At 70.2% G+C, this 12,853-nt stretch carries 12 protein-coding genes and 1 tRNA gene; 8 read left to right on the top strand and 5 right to left on the bottom strand.

Annotation, left to right across the window (positions count from 1 at the left end):
• Positions 1-183: 183 nt before the first annotated feature.
• Positions 184-2,097, bottom strand: a complete 1,914-nt coding sequence (gene htpG / locus ACWCQM_RS22795; RefSeq protein ID WP_450916987.1) for a molecular chaperone HtpG — start codon at positions 2,095-2,097, stop codon at positions 184-186.
• Positions 2,098-2,273: 176 nt separating this feature from the next.
• On the opposite strand from htpG, the gene ACWCQM_RS22790 reads away from it, so the two are divergent.
• Positions 2,274-3,476, top strand: coding sequence for a damage-control phosphatase ARMT1 family protein (locus ACWCQM_RS22790; protein ID WP_450916986.1), 1,203 nt, complete (start codon positions 2,274-2,276; stop codon positions 3,474-3,476).
• Positions 3,477-3,541: 65 nt separating this feature from the next.
• Here the strand turns inward: ACWCQM_RS22790 and ACWCQM_RS22785 are convergent, their stop codons facing one another.
• Positions 3,542-4,201: a TetR/AcrR family transcriptional regulator gene (locus ACWCQM_RS22785; RefSeq protein WP_450916985.1), complete on the bottom strand. Its 660-nt coding sequence runs from the start codon at positions 4,199-4,201 to the stop codon at positions 3,542-3,544.
• Between the two features lie 116 nt (positions 4,202-4,317).
• On the opposite strand from ACWCQM_RS22785, the gene ACWCQM_RS22780 reads away from it, so the two are divergent.
• From ACWCQM_RS22780 to ACWCQM_RS22755, 6 genes are all read left to right on the top strand, one after another.
• The gene (locus ACWCQM_RS22780) at positions 4,318-4,878 is read left to right on the top strand and encodes an NAD(P)H-dependent oxidoreductase (protein ID WP_450916984.1); all 561 of its coding nucleotides are present in this window, start codon (positions 4,318-4,320) and stop codon (positions 4,876-4,878) included.
• Between the two features lie 235 nt (positions 4,879-5,113).
• On the top strand, positions 5,114-5,764 hold the full coding sequence (locus tag ACWCQM_RS22775) for a GntR family transcriptional regulator (RefSeq protein ID WP_450916983.1): 651 nt from the start codon (positions 5,114-5,116) through the stop codon (positions 5,762-5,764).
• A gap of 118 nt (positions 5,765-5,882) precedes the next feature.
• Positions 5,883-6,590: a 4-carboxy-4-hydroxy-2-oxoadipate aldolase/oxaloacetate decarboxylase gene (locus tag ACWCQM_RS22770; RefSeq protein WP_450916982.1), complete on the top strand. Its 708-nt coding sequence runs from the start codon at positions 5,883-5,885 to the stop codon at positions 6,588-6,590.
• On the top strand, positions 6,587-7,669 hold the full coding sequence (locus ACWCQM_RS22765; RefSeq protein ID WP_450916981.1) for a 4-oxalomesaconate tautomerase: 1,083 nt from the start codon (positions 6,587-6,589) through the stop codon (positions 7,667-7,669). The genes ACWCQM_RS22770 and ACWCQM_RS22765 overlap by 4 nt, the downstream gene beginning before the upstream one ends.
• Before the next feature lie 112 nt (positions 7,670-7,781).
• A complete protein-coding gene (locus ACWCQM_RS22760; protein WP_450916980.1) occupies positions 7,782-8,732 on the top strand; it encodes a catechol 2,3-dioxygenase in 951 nt (316 codons plus the stop codon).
• Positions 8,733-9,024: 292 nt separating this feature from the next.
• Complete coding sequence (locus tag ACWCQM_RS22755; protein ID WP_450916979.1) at positions 9,025-10,356, top strand: MFS transporter; 1,332 nt, start codon at positions 9,025-9,027, stop codon at positions 10,354-10,356.
• Between the two features lie 85 nt (positions 10,357-10,441).
• On the opposite strand, the gene ACWCQM_RS22750 is transcribed toward ACWCQM_RS22755, so the two are convergent.
• Complete coding sequence (locus tag ACWCQM_RS22750) at positions 10,442-11,068, bottom strand: TetR/AcrR family transcriptional regulator (RefSeq protein WP_450916978.1); 627 nt, start codon at positions 11,066-11,068, stop codon at positions 10,442-10,444.
• 86 nt (positions 11,069-11,154) lie between these two features.
• Here ACWCQM_RS22750 and ACWCQM_RS22745 point away from each other — a divergent pair, with 86 nt between their 5' ends.
• The gene (locus ACWCQM_RS22745) at positions 11,155-11,571 is read left to right on the top strand and encodes a DUF4345 domain-containing protein (RefSeq protein WP_450916977.1); all 417 of its coding nucleotides are present in this window, start codon (positions 11,155-11,157) and stop codon (positions 11,569-11,571) included.
• A gap of 139 nt (positions 11,572-11,710) precedes the next feature.
• Here ACWCQM_RS22745 and ACWCQM_RS22740 read toward each other — a convergent pair.
• Positions 11,711-11,784, bottom strand: a tRNA-Pro gene (locus ACWCQM_RS22740).
• 87 nt (positions 11,785-11,871) lie between these two features.
• Positions 11,872-12,810 carry a metallophosphoesterase gene (locus ACWCQM_RS22735; protein WP_073750323.1) on the bottom strand — a complete coding sequence of 313 codons (939 nt, stop codon included), beginning with the start codon at positions 12,808-12,810 and terminating at the stop codon, positions 11,872-11,874.
• Positions 12,811-12,853: the final 43 nt, after the last annotated feature.

Below are 12,853 nucleotides of genomic sequence, written 5' to 3'. Positions count from 1 at the left end.
GAAGTTACGGAGCTCTCCGGCACCCTGCGTGACTTCTCCGGGCCACCTCGGGCGGCTGCCGGCTGTTCGAATCGGCAGCCGTTCCACCGCCTTCACAATCCCCGCCGCGCGGCAGCCCCCCAGCACACGACTGCGGCCGCCAGGAGCCCTGGCGGCCGCAGTCGTACGCGGAAGCGCGTCCCTCTAGAGCGTGCGCTCCAGACGGTCCGCCATCAGCCTGCTGAACCGCGACGGATCGCTCAGCTCGCCGCCGTCGGAGAGAAGGGCCAGCCCGTGGACCAGCTCCGCGGTCTCGGCCAGCTCCGTGGTGTCCTTCTGCTCGCCGCTCCCGGCGGCGTGTGCCTTCTTCAGGCCGCTGATGAGCGCGTGCGAGGGGTTGAGTTCGAGGATGCGCTTGATGTGCGGCACCTCCTGGCCCATCGCGCGGTACATGTTCTCCAGCGCCGGCGTGACATCGTGCGTGTCGGAGACGATGCAGGCCGGCGAGACGGTCAGCCGCGAGGAGAGCCGCACCTCCTTCACGTGCTCACCGAGCTGCTCGGTCATCCAGGTCAGCAGGCCGGCGTAGTCCTGCTGCTGCTTCTCGCGCTCGGCCTCGACCTCCTTCTTCTCCTCGTCGGTGTCCAGGTCGACCTCGCCCTTGGCGATCGACTGCAGCTGCTTGCCGTCGAACTCCGGCACGGACTGGACCCACACCTCGTCGACCGGGTCGGTCAGCAGGAGGACCTCGAAGCCCTTGGCCCGGAAGGCCTCCATGTGGGGCGAGCTCTCCATGGCGGCACGCGACTCGCCCGTCATGAAGTAGATCTGCTCCTGGCCCTCCTTCATCCGCTCCACGTACGAGCGAAGGGTGGTCAGCCCCTCCTCGTCCTGCGTCGAGGCGAACGAGGAGATCTCCAGGATCGCGTCGCGGTTCTCGAAGTCCTGGAGCAGTCCCTCCTTCAGTACCCGGCCGAATTCCTTCCAGAACGTCGCGTACTTCTCGGCGTCGGCGGACCTCATGTCCTTCACCGTCGAGAGGACCTTCTTGACCAGGCGGCGCCGCATCATCTCGATCTGGCGGTCCTGCTGAAGGATCTCGCGCGACACGTTGAGCGAGAGATCCTGGGCGTCGACGACACCCTTCACGAAGCGCAGATACGTCGGCATGAGCGCTTCGCAGTCATCCATGATGAATACGCGCTTCACATAGAGCTGGACCCCGCGCTTGTGGTCCTGCATGAAGAGATCCTGCGGCGCGTGGGACGGCAGGAAGAGCAGGGCCTGGTATTCGAAAGTGCCTTCCGCCTGCATGCGGATGGTTTCGAGCGGATCGGTCCAGTCGTGGCTGATGTGCTTGTAGAGCTCGCTGTACTCCTCGTCGGTCACCGAGTCCTTCGACCGGGCCCACAGCGCCTTCATCGAGTTGACCGTCTCGGTCCCGGGCTCGGCGCCCTCCTCGCCCGATTCCGCCGCCATGCGGATGGGCCAGGTGATGAAGTCCGAGTAGCGCTTGACGATTTCCCTGAGCTTCCACGGCGAGGTGTAGTCGAAGAGCTTGTCCTCGGTGTCCTCGGGCTTGAGCCGCAGCGTGACCGATGTGCCCTGCGGGGCGTCGTCGACGGTCTCGACGGTGTACGTGCCCTCGCCGCCGGACTGCCAGCGCGTGCCCGTCTCCTCGCCCGCGCGGCGGGTCAGCAGGGTGACCTCGTCGGCGACCATGAAGCTCGAATAGAAACCGACGCCGAACTGTCCGATGAGCTCCTCGGAAGCCGCGGAGTCCTTGGCCTCCTTCAATTCCTGGACGAACTTCGCCGTACCGGAATTCGCGATCGTACCGATCAGCTGCACGACCTCGTCGTGATTCATTCCGATGCCGTTGTCGCGCACGGTCAGCGTGCGCTTCTCCTGGTCGGCCTCGATCGAGATGTGGAGGTCGGACGCATCCGCCTGGAGCTGGTCGTCGCGGAGAGTTTCCAGTCGCAGCTTGTCAAGCGCGTCCGAAGAGTTGGAAATGAGCTCCCGCAGGAATACATCCTTGTTCGAGTAGATCGAATGGATCATCATCTGCAGGAGCTGACGCGCTTCTACCTGGAACTCGAATGTCTCGGCCGGCATAGGTGCGGATTCCCTTTCCTGGGTAAGTCGTCTGGGCCGAGACATATCGTAACCAGGTACCGCGCCGCCCATGTGCCGTTCCGGACGGGGCCGTTGGCAGGCGGGTGCCCGGGGATCCGTCGCGCCGGGGCGCCCTCCGGGGGGCGCGGGGCCCGGAGCCGGGCAGACTGGTGCGCATGGGTGAGACGCGAGCGGACGCAGGACGTACGGGCGACCCGGGGGCACCGGTGATCACGGGCCGGGAGCCGGGCAGCTTCGCCCGGGGTGTCCTGGCCGAGCGCCACCCCGCGCTGATCAAGCAGGTGCGTGAGGCATTCCCGTACGGCCCCCGGCAGCAGGAGGCGCTGGACGCCCTGCTCCACGAGATCATCCACGGCGTCGTCGAACCGCTCACCCGTGCCAGCCCGGACCGCGAGCTCTGGCTCGCCGGCGGACGGGAGCACTTCGGGCGCCCGTGGTTCGACGCCCCGTTCCTCTGGTCCGAGAGCTACTTCTACCGCAGACTCCTCGGCGCCGTCGGCTACTTCGACGAGGGGGCGTGGCAGGGCGTCGACCCCTTCGCCCCCTTCAAGCGGGCCGAACTCCGGGGCGCCACGGTGGAACAGGAACTCCGCGCCCTGGACGACCTCGCCGGCGTACCCGCTCACGAGCGTGCGACGGCTCTGCTGCTGGCCTCGCTCTGGGGCAACCGGGCCGATCTCGGCTTCCGCGGGCCGGAGGGCGGGACGTCCCCCGGTGAGGCCGATCCCCGGCTGGTCGCCGACGACAGCGCGGCACTGTGGTCGCTCCTGGCGCCCGGGGCGCGGGCCGCCGTCGCCGTCGTCGCGGACAACACGGGCCGCGAGCTGATCCCCGACCTGCTCCTCGCCGACCACCTGCTGGAGCACGGCCACGCCGAGCGGATCGTGCTGTACGTCAAACCCACTCCGTACTACGTCTCCGACGCGATGACGGCCGATGTCGTCGACTGCCTGCGCCGGCTGGGCGAGGCCCCCGGCGAGGCGGGCCGGATCGGCGGGCGGATCTGGGAGTCCATGGGCACGGGCCGCTTCGAGGTGCGTACCCATGCCTTCTTCTGCGCGCCGTTCCCGTACGAGCGGATGCCCGCCGACCTGCGGTCCGAGCTGGCCGCCGCGACGCTGACGATCCTGAAGGGCGACCTCAACTACCGCCGTCTGGTGGGGGACCGGCTCTGGCCGGCGACGACGGCGTTCGACGCCCTCACGGCGTACTTCCCGGGCCCCGTGGCCGCGCTGCGCACCCTGAAGTCGGACGTGGCCGTCGGCCTGGGCCCGCGGACCCTGGAGCGGCTGGAGGGATCGGGCCGCGCGTGGCGTACCAGCGGTACGCACGCGCTGATCCAGGTGCGGACGCGTTGACCCGCTGACCCAGGTGCGCACACGGCGCGGCGTCAGTGCGCTTGTGGCACCGTGCCGGGCAGCCGTCAGCGCGCCCGTGCCACCCCGTGCCGGGTGAGGAGGTCGTGCCAGCCCTGCTCCAGACGCTCGATGGGCATCCCGCGTCCGCACGTCAGGTGGTGGACGAGGGTGGCGTCGATCGAACCGAGCAGGGTGTGTGCGACGAGCTCCCGCTCGCCGTCCGCTTCGGCCTCGCGCAGCAGCATGCCGACATGGCTCAGCCGCAGCCGGTACGCGGGCACGGCGTAGGTGCGCATCGGATCGGTGCGGGAGGCCAGGATCAGCTCGTGGTGGTCGAGCTCGTGGCGCATCACCGCGGGCCCGAAGGCGTGCAGCCGGTCCGCGGCGGGGGCACCGGGACCCATCGGCCGCGGTCCGGAGAGGAATGCGGCCTGGAGCATCGCCTCGCGGTGGTCGAGGAGCGCGATGAGCAGACCGGTGCGGTCCCCGAAGCGCCGGAAGACCGTGCCCTTGCCGACTCCGGCCGCGGCGGCCACCGATTCCATCGTGAGGTCCGCCGCTCCGCAGTGGGCGAGGAGGCGGGAGGCGGCGTCCAGCAGGAGCGTCCGGTTGCGTGCCGCGTCCGCCCGAAGCTGCTCGGGTTCGCCGACGCCGGCGAGCGTCAGGTTCGTCCGCGCCTCACCGGGGCCGGGCGGCCTGGGCGGCGGGGTAGGGGAAGCGGTCATGGCTTCAGAGTAGCGCCGTGAGACCGTAAGTGGACCGTGGTCCGTTTAGGTGGTACAACTTTAAACGGACTACGGTCCACTTACTTCTGCAGTCTCCGTCTCCCGGGAGCTTCACCATGTCTGTACGCATCCTCGCCCTCGTCGGCAGCCTTCGCGCCGGCTCCCACAACCGCCAGCTCGCCGAGGCCGCCGTCAAGCACGCGCCCGAGGGTGTCGACGTCGACCTGTTCGAGGGCCTGGCCGAGATCCCCTTCTACAACGAGGACATCGACGTCGAGGGCAGCGTTCCGGCTGCCGCCGCCGCCCTGCGTGAGGCGGCCGGCCGTGCCGACGCCTTCCTGCTGTTCTCGCCCGAGTACAACGGCACCATGCCGGCCGTCCTCAAGAACGCCATCGACTGGCTGTCCCGCCCGTACGGCGCCGGCGCCCTCACCGGCAAGCCGGTCGCCGCGGTCGGCACGGCCTTCGGCCAGTTCGGCGGCGTGTGGGCCCAGGACGAGGTCCGCAAGGCCGCCGGCATCGCCGGTGGAGCGGTCCTGGAGGACGCCAAGCTCTCCATCCCCGGCTCCCTGACCCGCTTCGCCGAGACCCACCCGGCGGACGACGACGAGGTCGTCGCCTCCCTGACCGAGGTCCTGCGCCAGGTCCGCGAGGGCGCTGTCGCGGCTGCCGCCTGACGTACCCCCTGACGGCGGCGCGCCGAGGATGCCGCGCCGCCGCCCGTGTGGCACCCGGCATCGTGTGGGCCCGGTCCGTTCCCCCAGTTCATGGGAGAGCGGGCCGGGCCCACACGCGTTTCCGCATACCCGGCCCGCACCCGCCGGCACGCTCACAGCAATATGGCCAACAGGATCGTTGACAATTCTGTTGGCCTAGATTTAGGTTCGACAGGCACTCACTCAGGGGGCAACGATGCCGAAGCAAGCCGGTCCGACCAGCGGTGAGCAGGCGAAACAGCTGGCTCTGGCACAACTGCGGCAGGCGATTCTGCGCGGGGAGATGGCACCGGCCCAGCGGCTGGTGGAGAACGAGCTCGCCGAGCAGTTCGGTGTGACACGGGCCAGCGTCAGGGCGGCGCTGATCGAACTGGAGTCGGAAGGGCTGGTCGAACGGATCCGTAACCGCGGATCGCGGGTGCGCCTGGTGAGCATCGACGAAGCCGTCGCGATCACCGAGTGCCGCATGGCCCTGGAAGGGCTCTGCGCCGCCAAGGCGGCCGTCGCGGCCAGCGACGAGCAGCTGGACCGTCTCACCGGGGTCGGCGAGGCGATGGCCAAGGCCGTCGCCGACGGCGAGCCCGTGCTCTACTCCGACCTGAACCATGAACTGCACGCCCTGGTGCGCGAGTTCTCGGGGCAGCAGACGGCCGTATCGCTCCTGGAGCGGCTCAACGGCCAGCTGGTGCGCCACAGGTTCCAGCTCGCGCTGAGGCCCGGACGCCCCCAGCAGTCCCTGAGTGAACACCTGGCCATGATCGAGACGATCAGGGCCAGGGAGCCGCAGGCGGCCGAGGCGGCCGTCCGCTCCCACCTCGCGAGCGTGATCGACGCGCTGCGCGCCTGAGGCGCGGCGCCCGGTCGACGCAGGCGCGCACGACGCGTCGCGCTGGTGGGTCAGCCCTGTCCAGCAAGGAGAGTTCAGCCATGACAACCGAGACGGCGCGGAGCGCGGGGGAGCCGGCATGAGCGGCGTCATCGTCACCGGCCCGCCGAGGGCGGACGCGCGCGACATCGAGGCCCTCGCCGGATACGGCGTGGCCACCGTGAGCGAGGCGATGGGGCGCAAGGGCCTCGTCGGCCCCGAACTGCGGCCCATCCAGCAGGGCGTACGGATCGCGGGCAGCGCGGTCACCGTACTCAGCTGGCCGGGCGACAACCTCATGATCCACGCGGCGGTGGAGCAGTGCGGCGAGGGGGACGTCCTGGTCGTCACCACCACGTCCCCCTCCACCGACGGGATGTTCGGCGAGCTGTTCGCCACCGCGCTCCAGCGGCGCGGAGTGCGCGGTCTCGTGATCGAGGCGGGCATCCGCGACACCCAGGAGCTACGGGAGATGGGCTTCGCCGCCTGGGCGAAGGCGGTCAGTGCGCAGGGAACCGTGAAGGCCACCGGCGGGTCGGTCAACATCCCGGTCGTGGTCGGGGGACAGTGCGTGCGCCCCGGTGACATCATCCTCGCCGACGACGACGGAGTGGTGGTCGTGCCCCGCGAGCGGGTGCGCGAGACCGCCGAGGCGTCCGGGGCCCGGGAGGCCAAGGAGGCCGAGGCGCGCGCCGAGTTCCAGGAGGGCCGGCTCGGCCTCGACCGTTACAAACTGCGCGGGAAGCTCGCCGATCTGGGCGTGCGCTACGCGTCGTACGAGGAGTACGCCGGGGAGACCGGCGCATGACCGGGGAGCCGTCCGAGGTCCGCTGTCTCCTGATGCGCGGCGGCACCTCCAAGGGCGCCTACTTCCTGGCCGACGACCTGCCGGCCGACCCCGCGGCCCGGGACGGTCTGCTGCTGCGCGTCATGGGCAGCCCCGACCCTCGCCAGATCGACGGTCTGGGCGGCGCGCACCCGCTCACCAGCAAGGTCGCGGTCGTCTCCGTGTCGGAGCATCCGGACGCCGACGTGGACTACCTCTTCCTCCAGGTCGCCGTCGACGCACCGGAGGTGTCGGACCGTCAGAACTGCGGCAACCTCCTGGCCGGCGTCGGCCCCTTCGCGGTGGAACGCGGTCTGGTCGCCGCCGAGGACGGGCACACCTCCGTACGCATCCGCATGGTCAACACCGACGGCCTGGCCATCGCGGCCTTCCCCACCCCGGGCGGGCGCGTCGACTACACGGGAACGGCGCGGATCTCGGGGGTCCCCGGGACCGCCGCGCCGGTACTGATCGAGTTCGCCCGGGGCGCGACCCCCCTGCTGCCCACGGGAAACGCCTGTGACGTGATCGCCGGTACGCCCGTGACCTGCGTCGACAACGGAATGCCGACCGTGCTCATCGAGGCGAAGGCCCTGGACATCACGGGGTACGAGACGCCGCGGGAGCTGGAGGAGAACACCGCCCTGCGCGAACGCGTCGAGAGGATCCGCCTCGAAGCGGGTCCCCTCATGGGCCTCGGCGACGTACGCGACACGACCGTGCCCAAGCTCAGCCTGCTCGCTCCGCCCGCCGAGGACGGCGCCGTGACGACCCGCACCTTCATCCCGCACCGCTGCCACACCTCCATCGGCGTACTCGGCGCCGCCGGTGTCGCGGCCGGGCTGCGGATCGCGGGCAGTGTCGCGCAGGGCATCGCCCGGCTCCCTCCGGACGGCGACCGGCTGCGCATCGAGCACCCCACCGGCTTCCTCGACATCGAGGCCGCCGTGGGGACCGGTGCCGACGGCACCCCCACCGCCGAGCGCACCGCGGTGGTGCGTACCGCACGAAAGATCTTCGACGGCACCGTCTTCCCCCGGTCCGCGCGCACAGCCCCGTAGGGCGCCTCGCGTCCGGAATCCGGCCCGATCCACACGGGAGAGCCTCCCGTCCGGACAAGGCCTGATCCACACGGAAGTCCCCGATCCGAACCCTCCTCCCAAGGAGCCGCAGATGACTCCCCCTCTCGGTGACATCGCCCATGTCGGCCACGCCGAACTGCTCACCCCGGACCTCGACGCCAGCGTCCGGTTCTTCACCGACTACCTCGGCCTGACCGTCAACGGGCAGGAAGGCGACTCCGTCTACCTGCGCACCTTCGACGACTACGAGCACCACAGCCTGGTGCTGACCGCCGCCGAGAAGCCCGGCCTGCGCCGCACCGCGCTCCGCACCTCCAGCGAGGAGGCCCTCCGGCGCAGGGTTGCGGAACTCGAAGCCGCGGGCCACGCGGGGCGCTGGGCGGAGGACGAGCCCGGCATCGGCAAGCTCTACCTCACGGCCGACCCGGACGGCCACGAGATCGCCCTGTACTGGGAGACCGAGTACTACCAGGCACCCCCGGAGCTCAGGCCCGCGCTGAAGAACCAGCCGCAGGCCAAGCCCAACCGGGGTGTCGGGGTGCGGCGCCTGGACCACATCAACTTCCTCGCCGCCGATGTCGCCGCCAACGCCGACTTTCACGAGCAGGTGCTCGGCGCCAGGCCCACGGAACAGATCCAGCTGGACACCGGCACGATCGGCGCCAAGTGGCTGACGTTCAACAACAAGTCGTACGACGTCGTCTACACCTCGGACTGGACCGGCTCCACGGGGCGGCTGCACCACATAGCCTTCGCCACCGACACCCGCGAGGACATCCTGCGGGCCGCCGATCTCGCCATCGACAGCGGCGTGTTCATCGAGACGGGCCCGCACAAGCACGCCATCCAGCAGACGTTCTTCCTGTACGTCTACGAGCCCGGCGGCAACCGCGTCGAGCTCTGCAACCCCCTCACCCGCCTCGTACTCGCTCCCGACTGGCCGCTGGTCACCTGGACCGAGGCGGAGCGCGCCAAGGGGCAGGCCTGGGGCCTCCAGACGATCAAGTCCTTCCACACGCACGGCACTCCGCCGCTGGACTGAGGCGACGGCGACGGCCGGGGCGACGGACGAGGGGCGGGTGGCACACGCATCAGGTGCCGCCCGCCCCGACGCGTCCGTACCGAGTCTGTGAATCCGCTGTGTCCACCGGTTCCAGGGCCGGAACGGGCGTAGCCAGATTGTTTCTTAGATTGTTGACAAAAGCGTTGACGTTAAATGCCGGGGTCCTTAACGTCATCGGCACCCTCGGGTCCGCCGCCGTCGAGCCGCACCGACCCACTCCTGACGAAGCTCCTTCAGGGACAGAGCTGTCCCGGACGAGAGGAAAACCCCGATGTCCTCCCCATCCCCCGCAACCGGTGCCCGCAGCAGCCGGCTCGCCCTGCTGGCCGTCGGTCTGTGCTGGCTGGTCGTCCTCTTCGACGGCCTCGACATGTTCATCTACGGCTCGGTCCTGCCGCACATGCTGGAGGAGAAGGCTCTCGGCATCGACCCGGGCAAGGCGGGCGACATCGGCTCGTACGCCACCTTCGGGATGCTGATCGGCGCCCTGTCCTCCGGCACCATCAGCGACTGGGCCGGCCGAAAGAAGACGATTGTCGTCTCCACCGCCGTCTTCTCGCTGGCCTCCGCGATCTGCGCCATGGCCGGCAGCATCGAGGTGTTCGGCCTCGGCCGCTTCCTGGCGGGCCTCGGTCTTGGCGGCCTCCTGCCGAGCGCGATCACCCTGGTCAGCGAGTACGCCCCGCGCGGACGCGGTGCGCTGATCGTCGGCTCCCTCATGACGGCGCACCAGGCCGGCGGCATCGTGGCCGGCTTCGTGGCGCTGTGGACCGGTGACTGGCGCGTGTCCTTCTGGATCTGCGTGATCCCGCTCTTCATCGGCGTCCCGCTGGCCGTGAAGTACCTGCCCGAGTCGCTGACCTTCCTCCAGGCCAAGGGGCGCACCGAGGAAGCCGCGGCACTCGCCGCCCGCTACGGCGTCGAGGCGCCCGGCTCCCCCCTCCCCGAGCCGCGCCCGGCCGCCACCGAACGCTGGAGCGCGCTCGCCGCCCTCTTCCGCGGCGGCCTGTGGGTGCAGACCCTCTTCTTCTGGCTCGCCTCCTTCGGCGGTCTCCTGCTGGTCTACGGCGTCTCCCAGTGGCTGCCCTCGATGATGCGCGCCGCGGGCTACGACCTCGGTTCCTCGCTCGGCTTCGTGATCGTCATCAACCTGGGCGGCATCGTCGGCATGCTCATCGGCGGCAGGCTCACCGACCGGTTCGGCGGCTCGCGCATCGGCGCGATCTGGTTCGGTGCCACCGCCGTCGGCGTCTACCTGCTCAGCGTCCACATGCCGCTGGCCCTGACCTACGTCGTCGTCTTCCTGACCGGCCTGTTCCTCTTCAGCGCGCAGGCGATGATCTACGCCACGGTCGCCGCCCGCTCCGACGACGACAACCGCGCCACGGCCGTCGGCTGGACCTCGGGCATGGGCCGCTTCGGCGCCGTCTTCGGCCCCTGGCTCGGCGGCCAGCTCCTCGCCACCGGCTCGACGACCACGGGCTTCACGGTGTTCGCGGCGGCGGGCGTCTTCTCCCTGATCTTCATAGCCCTGACCGGGCTGCCCTCCCTGAAGCGCGCCACCGGCCCGGACGCCGGCCGCCCGGTCTCCGCAGCCGGCTGACGATGTCCTTACGGCTCCGAGCGACGACGGCAGAGGGCGGGTGCTGGATTCGGCACCCGCCCTCTGCTGTTCGCCCCTGCCGGTGTCAGCCCGGGTTCCGGGCGGCGGTCGGCCGGTCGGCGGCGGTGTCCGAGGGAAGCAGCGGGCGCAGGGCTCCCACCGCGGCCCCGATGCAGGTGTCGCGCAGCTCGGTGCGGGTGCAGGTCTCACGGGTGAGCCAGTCCACGCACAGCACCTGCACGAACACCAGCCATGCCTTCAACGCCGCGGAGGCGGCATCGCGCAGGCGCTCGTCGGCGAGCGGGAGCACGCCGAGCAGGCGTGAGCGCAGGGCGTCGAGCTCATCCGTCATGATCGTCTGGATGACCGGGTCCCCCGCGAGCACCCGGTTCGCGGCCAGTACGGCATGGCGGTTCGCGATGAAGTAGTCGAGGTGGGCGTCCAGGCCCTGGGCCAGCTGTTCGACGAGCGTGGCTTCCGGATCGAACAGGGTCGCCGCCAACAGCCGGTCGGCCGCCTTCTGGTACACGGCCGCGAAGAGCGCGCGCTTGCTGGGGAAGTGCTGGTAGAGCAGGGCGCGGGACACCCCGGCCTCCTTGGCCACGTCCTCCATCAGCACGTCGTCGTACGGGGCGGCGGCGAAGAGCCGTGCGCCGACGACGAGCAGACGGGCGCGGCGCTCGGCGGGGGACAGACGTTGGCGGGGCGGCACACGTGCAGCTTACTTGACATGTGTCTACTAGTGACGCCTACGCTGACCCTTACTAGACGCATGTCAACTAAAGGCGAGGGGGAGTCATGAGCAGAGCGCTGCGGGTATTCGCTCGCGTGATGGGCGTCGCGTGCGTGGCGATCGGCCTGTTCCATGTGATCGGCGGCAATGCCGCGATCCCCGGCGAGTCCGACGCGGGCGCGACTCTCGACAGCCTGGGCCGTTTCTTCGGCGCGATCTTCGCCGGGTACGGGCTGGTCTGGCTGTGGGCCGCCCGGCAGGATCCCGTTCCGGCGCGCGTGGTGCGGTGGCTCGCCGCGGTGTTCCTGCTGGGTGGCGTGGGACGGCTGCTGTCCCTGGCCGTGCACGGGTGGCCGCACCCGTTCCAGGTGGTGCTGGCCGCGATCGAGCTGCTTCTCCCGCCGGTCTTCTTCTGGCTGGCGGATGCCGGCGAGCGCGCTTCCCGGGAGCGGGACCAGGGCGTCGGGGTACGCGTCCGCTGACGCTCGGCGGATCGATGGGCGTCGGTGGGTTCCCCGCTCAGGGCGATCGAGAGTGGTAGTCACGCAGAACTACACGCAGCAACGCCAGAGGGCCCAGTGCCACTTGCACACTGGACCCTCTGACCTGCTATTTCAGCTGTCGGGGTGGCGGGATTTGAACCCACGACCTCTTCGTCCCGAACGAAGCGCGCTGCCAAGCTGCGCTACACCCCGATGTCCACCGATTGTCCCGGCGACATCGATTACTTTAGCCCACCGGCGCCCGGAGGCGAAATCCGGTTTTGTGCGCGGGCGGGGGCCTCAGTCGCGGGGGGTCAGCGTCAGCAGCGTCGCTTCGGGCGGGCAGGCGAAGCGGACCGGGGTGTAGCGGTTCGTGCCGCAGCCCGCCGAGACGTGGAGGTAGGAGCGCTGGTCGCCGACGGTGTGGCCGGAGAGGCCCTTCACCCGGTCCGTGTCCAGGTCGCAGTTGGTGACGAGGGCACCGTAGAAGGGGATGCACAGCTGGCCGCCGTGGGTGTGGCCCGCCAGGATCAGCGGGTAGCCGTCCGCCGTGAAGGCGTCCAGGGAGCGCAGGTAAGGGGCGTGGACCACGCCGATCGAGAGGTCCGCGCCCGTCTCGGGGCCGCCCGCCACCTCGGCGTAACGGTCCCGCTTGATGTGCGGGTCGTCCAGGCCGGTGAAGGCGATCTCCAGCCCGTCGGCCTTGATCCGGCCCCGGGTGTTGGAGAGGTTCTGCCAGCCGGCCAGGTCGAACGCGTCCCGCATCGGCTCCCACGGGTTGTGGACGACGTCGACCGCCGGCGCGTTCCCGTTGAGCCCGTGCTTGCCCTGGGCCTTCTCCAGGAGGTAGCGCACGGGGTTGCGGAGCTTCGGACCGTAGTAGTCGTTGGAGCCGAAGACGTAGACCCCGGGGAACTCCATCAGCGGGCCGAGCGCGTCGAGCAGTTCCGGCACCGCTTCGGGGTCGGAGAGGTTGTCGCCGGTGTTCACCACGAAGTCCGGCCGCAGGCCCGCGAGCGACTGGAGCCAGGCGCGCTTCTTGCGCTGGCCGCTCACCATGTGGATGTCGGAGACCTGGAGCACGCGCAACGGGCGTGCTCCGTGCGGGAGTACGGGGATCGCGATCCGGCGGAGGCGGAACGAGCGTGCCTCGAACCCGGCCGCGTACACGAGGCCGGCGGCACCGACCGCTGCGCCGACTGCCGTGACTTTCAGGGGTACTCCGTAGCGTGCGCGCATGTGCCCATCGTCGCAGACAGAGGGCGGCCGGACGAAAACAGGC

The organism is Streptomyces sp. NPDC002125 (assembly GCF_053593715.1).
Note: the sequence above shows the minus strand (reverse complement) of the source record. Positions and strands in the feature narration are given on the sequence as shown.

Excerpts from the sequence above, each read along its gene's own strand:
- ACWCQM_RS22785 (WP_450916985.1), bottom strand. The coding sequence starts at position 4,201 with ATGACCGCTTCCCCTACCCCGCCGCCCAGGCCGCCCGGCCCCGGTGAG.
- ACWCQM_RS22790 (WP_450916986.1), top strand. The coding sequence starts at position 2,274 with ATGGGTGAGACGCGAGCGGACGCAGGACGTACGGGCGACCCGGGGGCA.
- ACWCQM_RS22780 (WP_450916984.1), top strand. The coding sequence starts at position 4,318 with ATGTCTGTACGCATCCTCGCCCTCGTCGGCAGCCTTCGCGCCGGCTCC.
- ACWCQM_RS22755 (WP_450916979.1), top strand. The coding sequence starts at position 9,025 with ATGTCCTCCCCATCCCCCGCAACCGGTGCCCGCAGCAGCCGGCTCGCC.
- ACWCQM_RS22775 (WP_450916983.1), top strand. The coding sequence starts at position 5,114 with ATGCCGAAGCAAGCCGGTCCGACCAGCGGTGAGCAGGCGAAACAGCTG.
- htpG (WP_450916987.1), bottom strand. The coding sequence starts at position 2,097 with ATGCCGGCCGAGACATTCGAGTTCCAGGTAGAAGCGCGTCAGCTCCTG.
- ACWCQM_RS22745 (WP_450916977.1), top strand. The coding sequence starts at position 11,155 with ATGAGCAGAGCGCTGCGGGTATTCGCTCGCGTGATGGGCGTCGCGTGC.
- ACWCQM_RS22770 (WP_450916982.1), top strand. The coding sequence starts at position 5,883 with ATGAGCGGCGTCATCGTCACCGGCCCGCCGAGGGCGGACGCGCGCGAC.
- ACWCQM_RS22765 (WP_450916981.1), top strand. The coding sequence starts at position 6,587 with ATGACCGGGGAGCCGTCCGAGGTCCGCTGTCTCCTGATGCGCGGCGGC.
- ACWCQM_RS22735 (WP_073750323.1), bottom strand. The coding sequence starts at position 12,810 with ATGCGCGCACGCTACGGAGTACCCCTGAAAGTCACGGCAGTCGGCGCA.
- ACWCQM_RS22760 (WP_450916980.1), top strand. The coding sequence starts at position 7,782 with ATGACTCCCCCTCTCGGTGACATCGCCCATGTCGGCCACGCCGAACTG.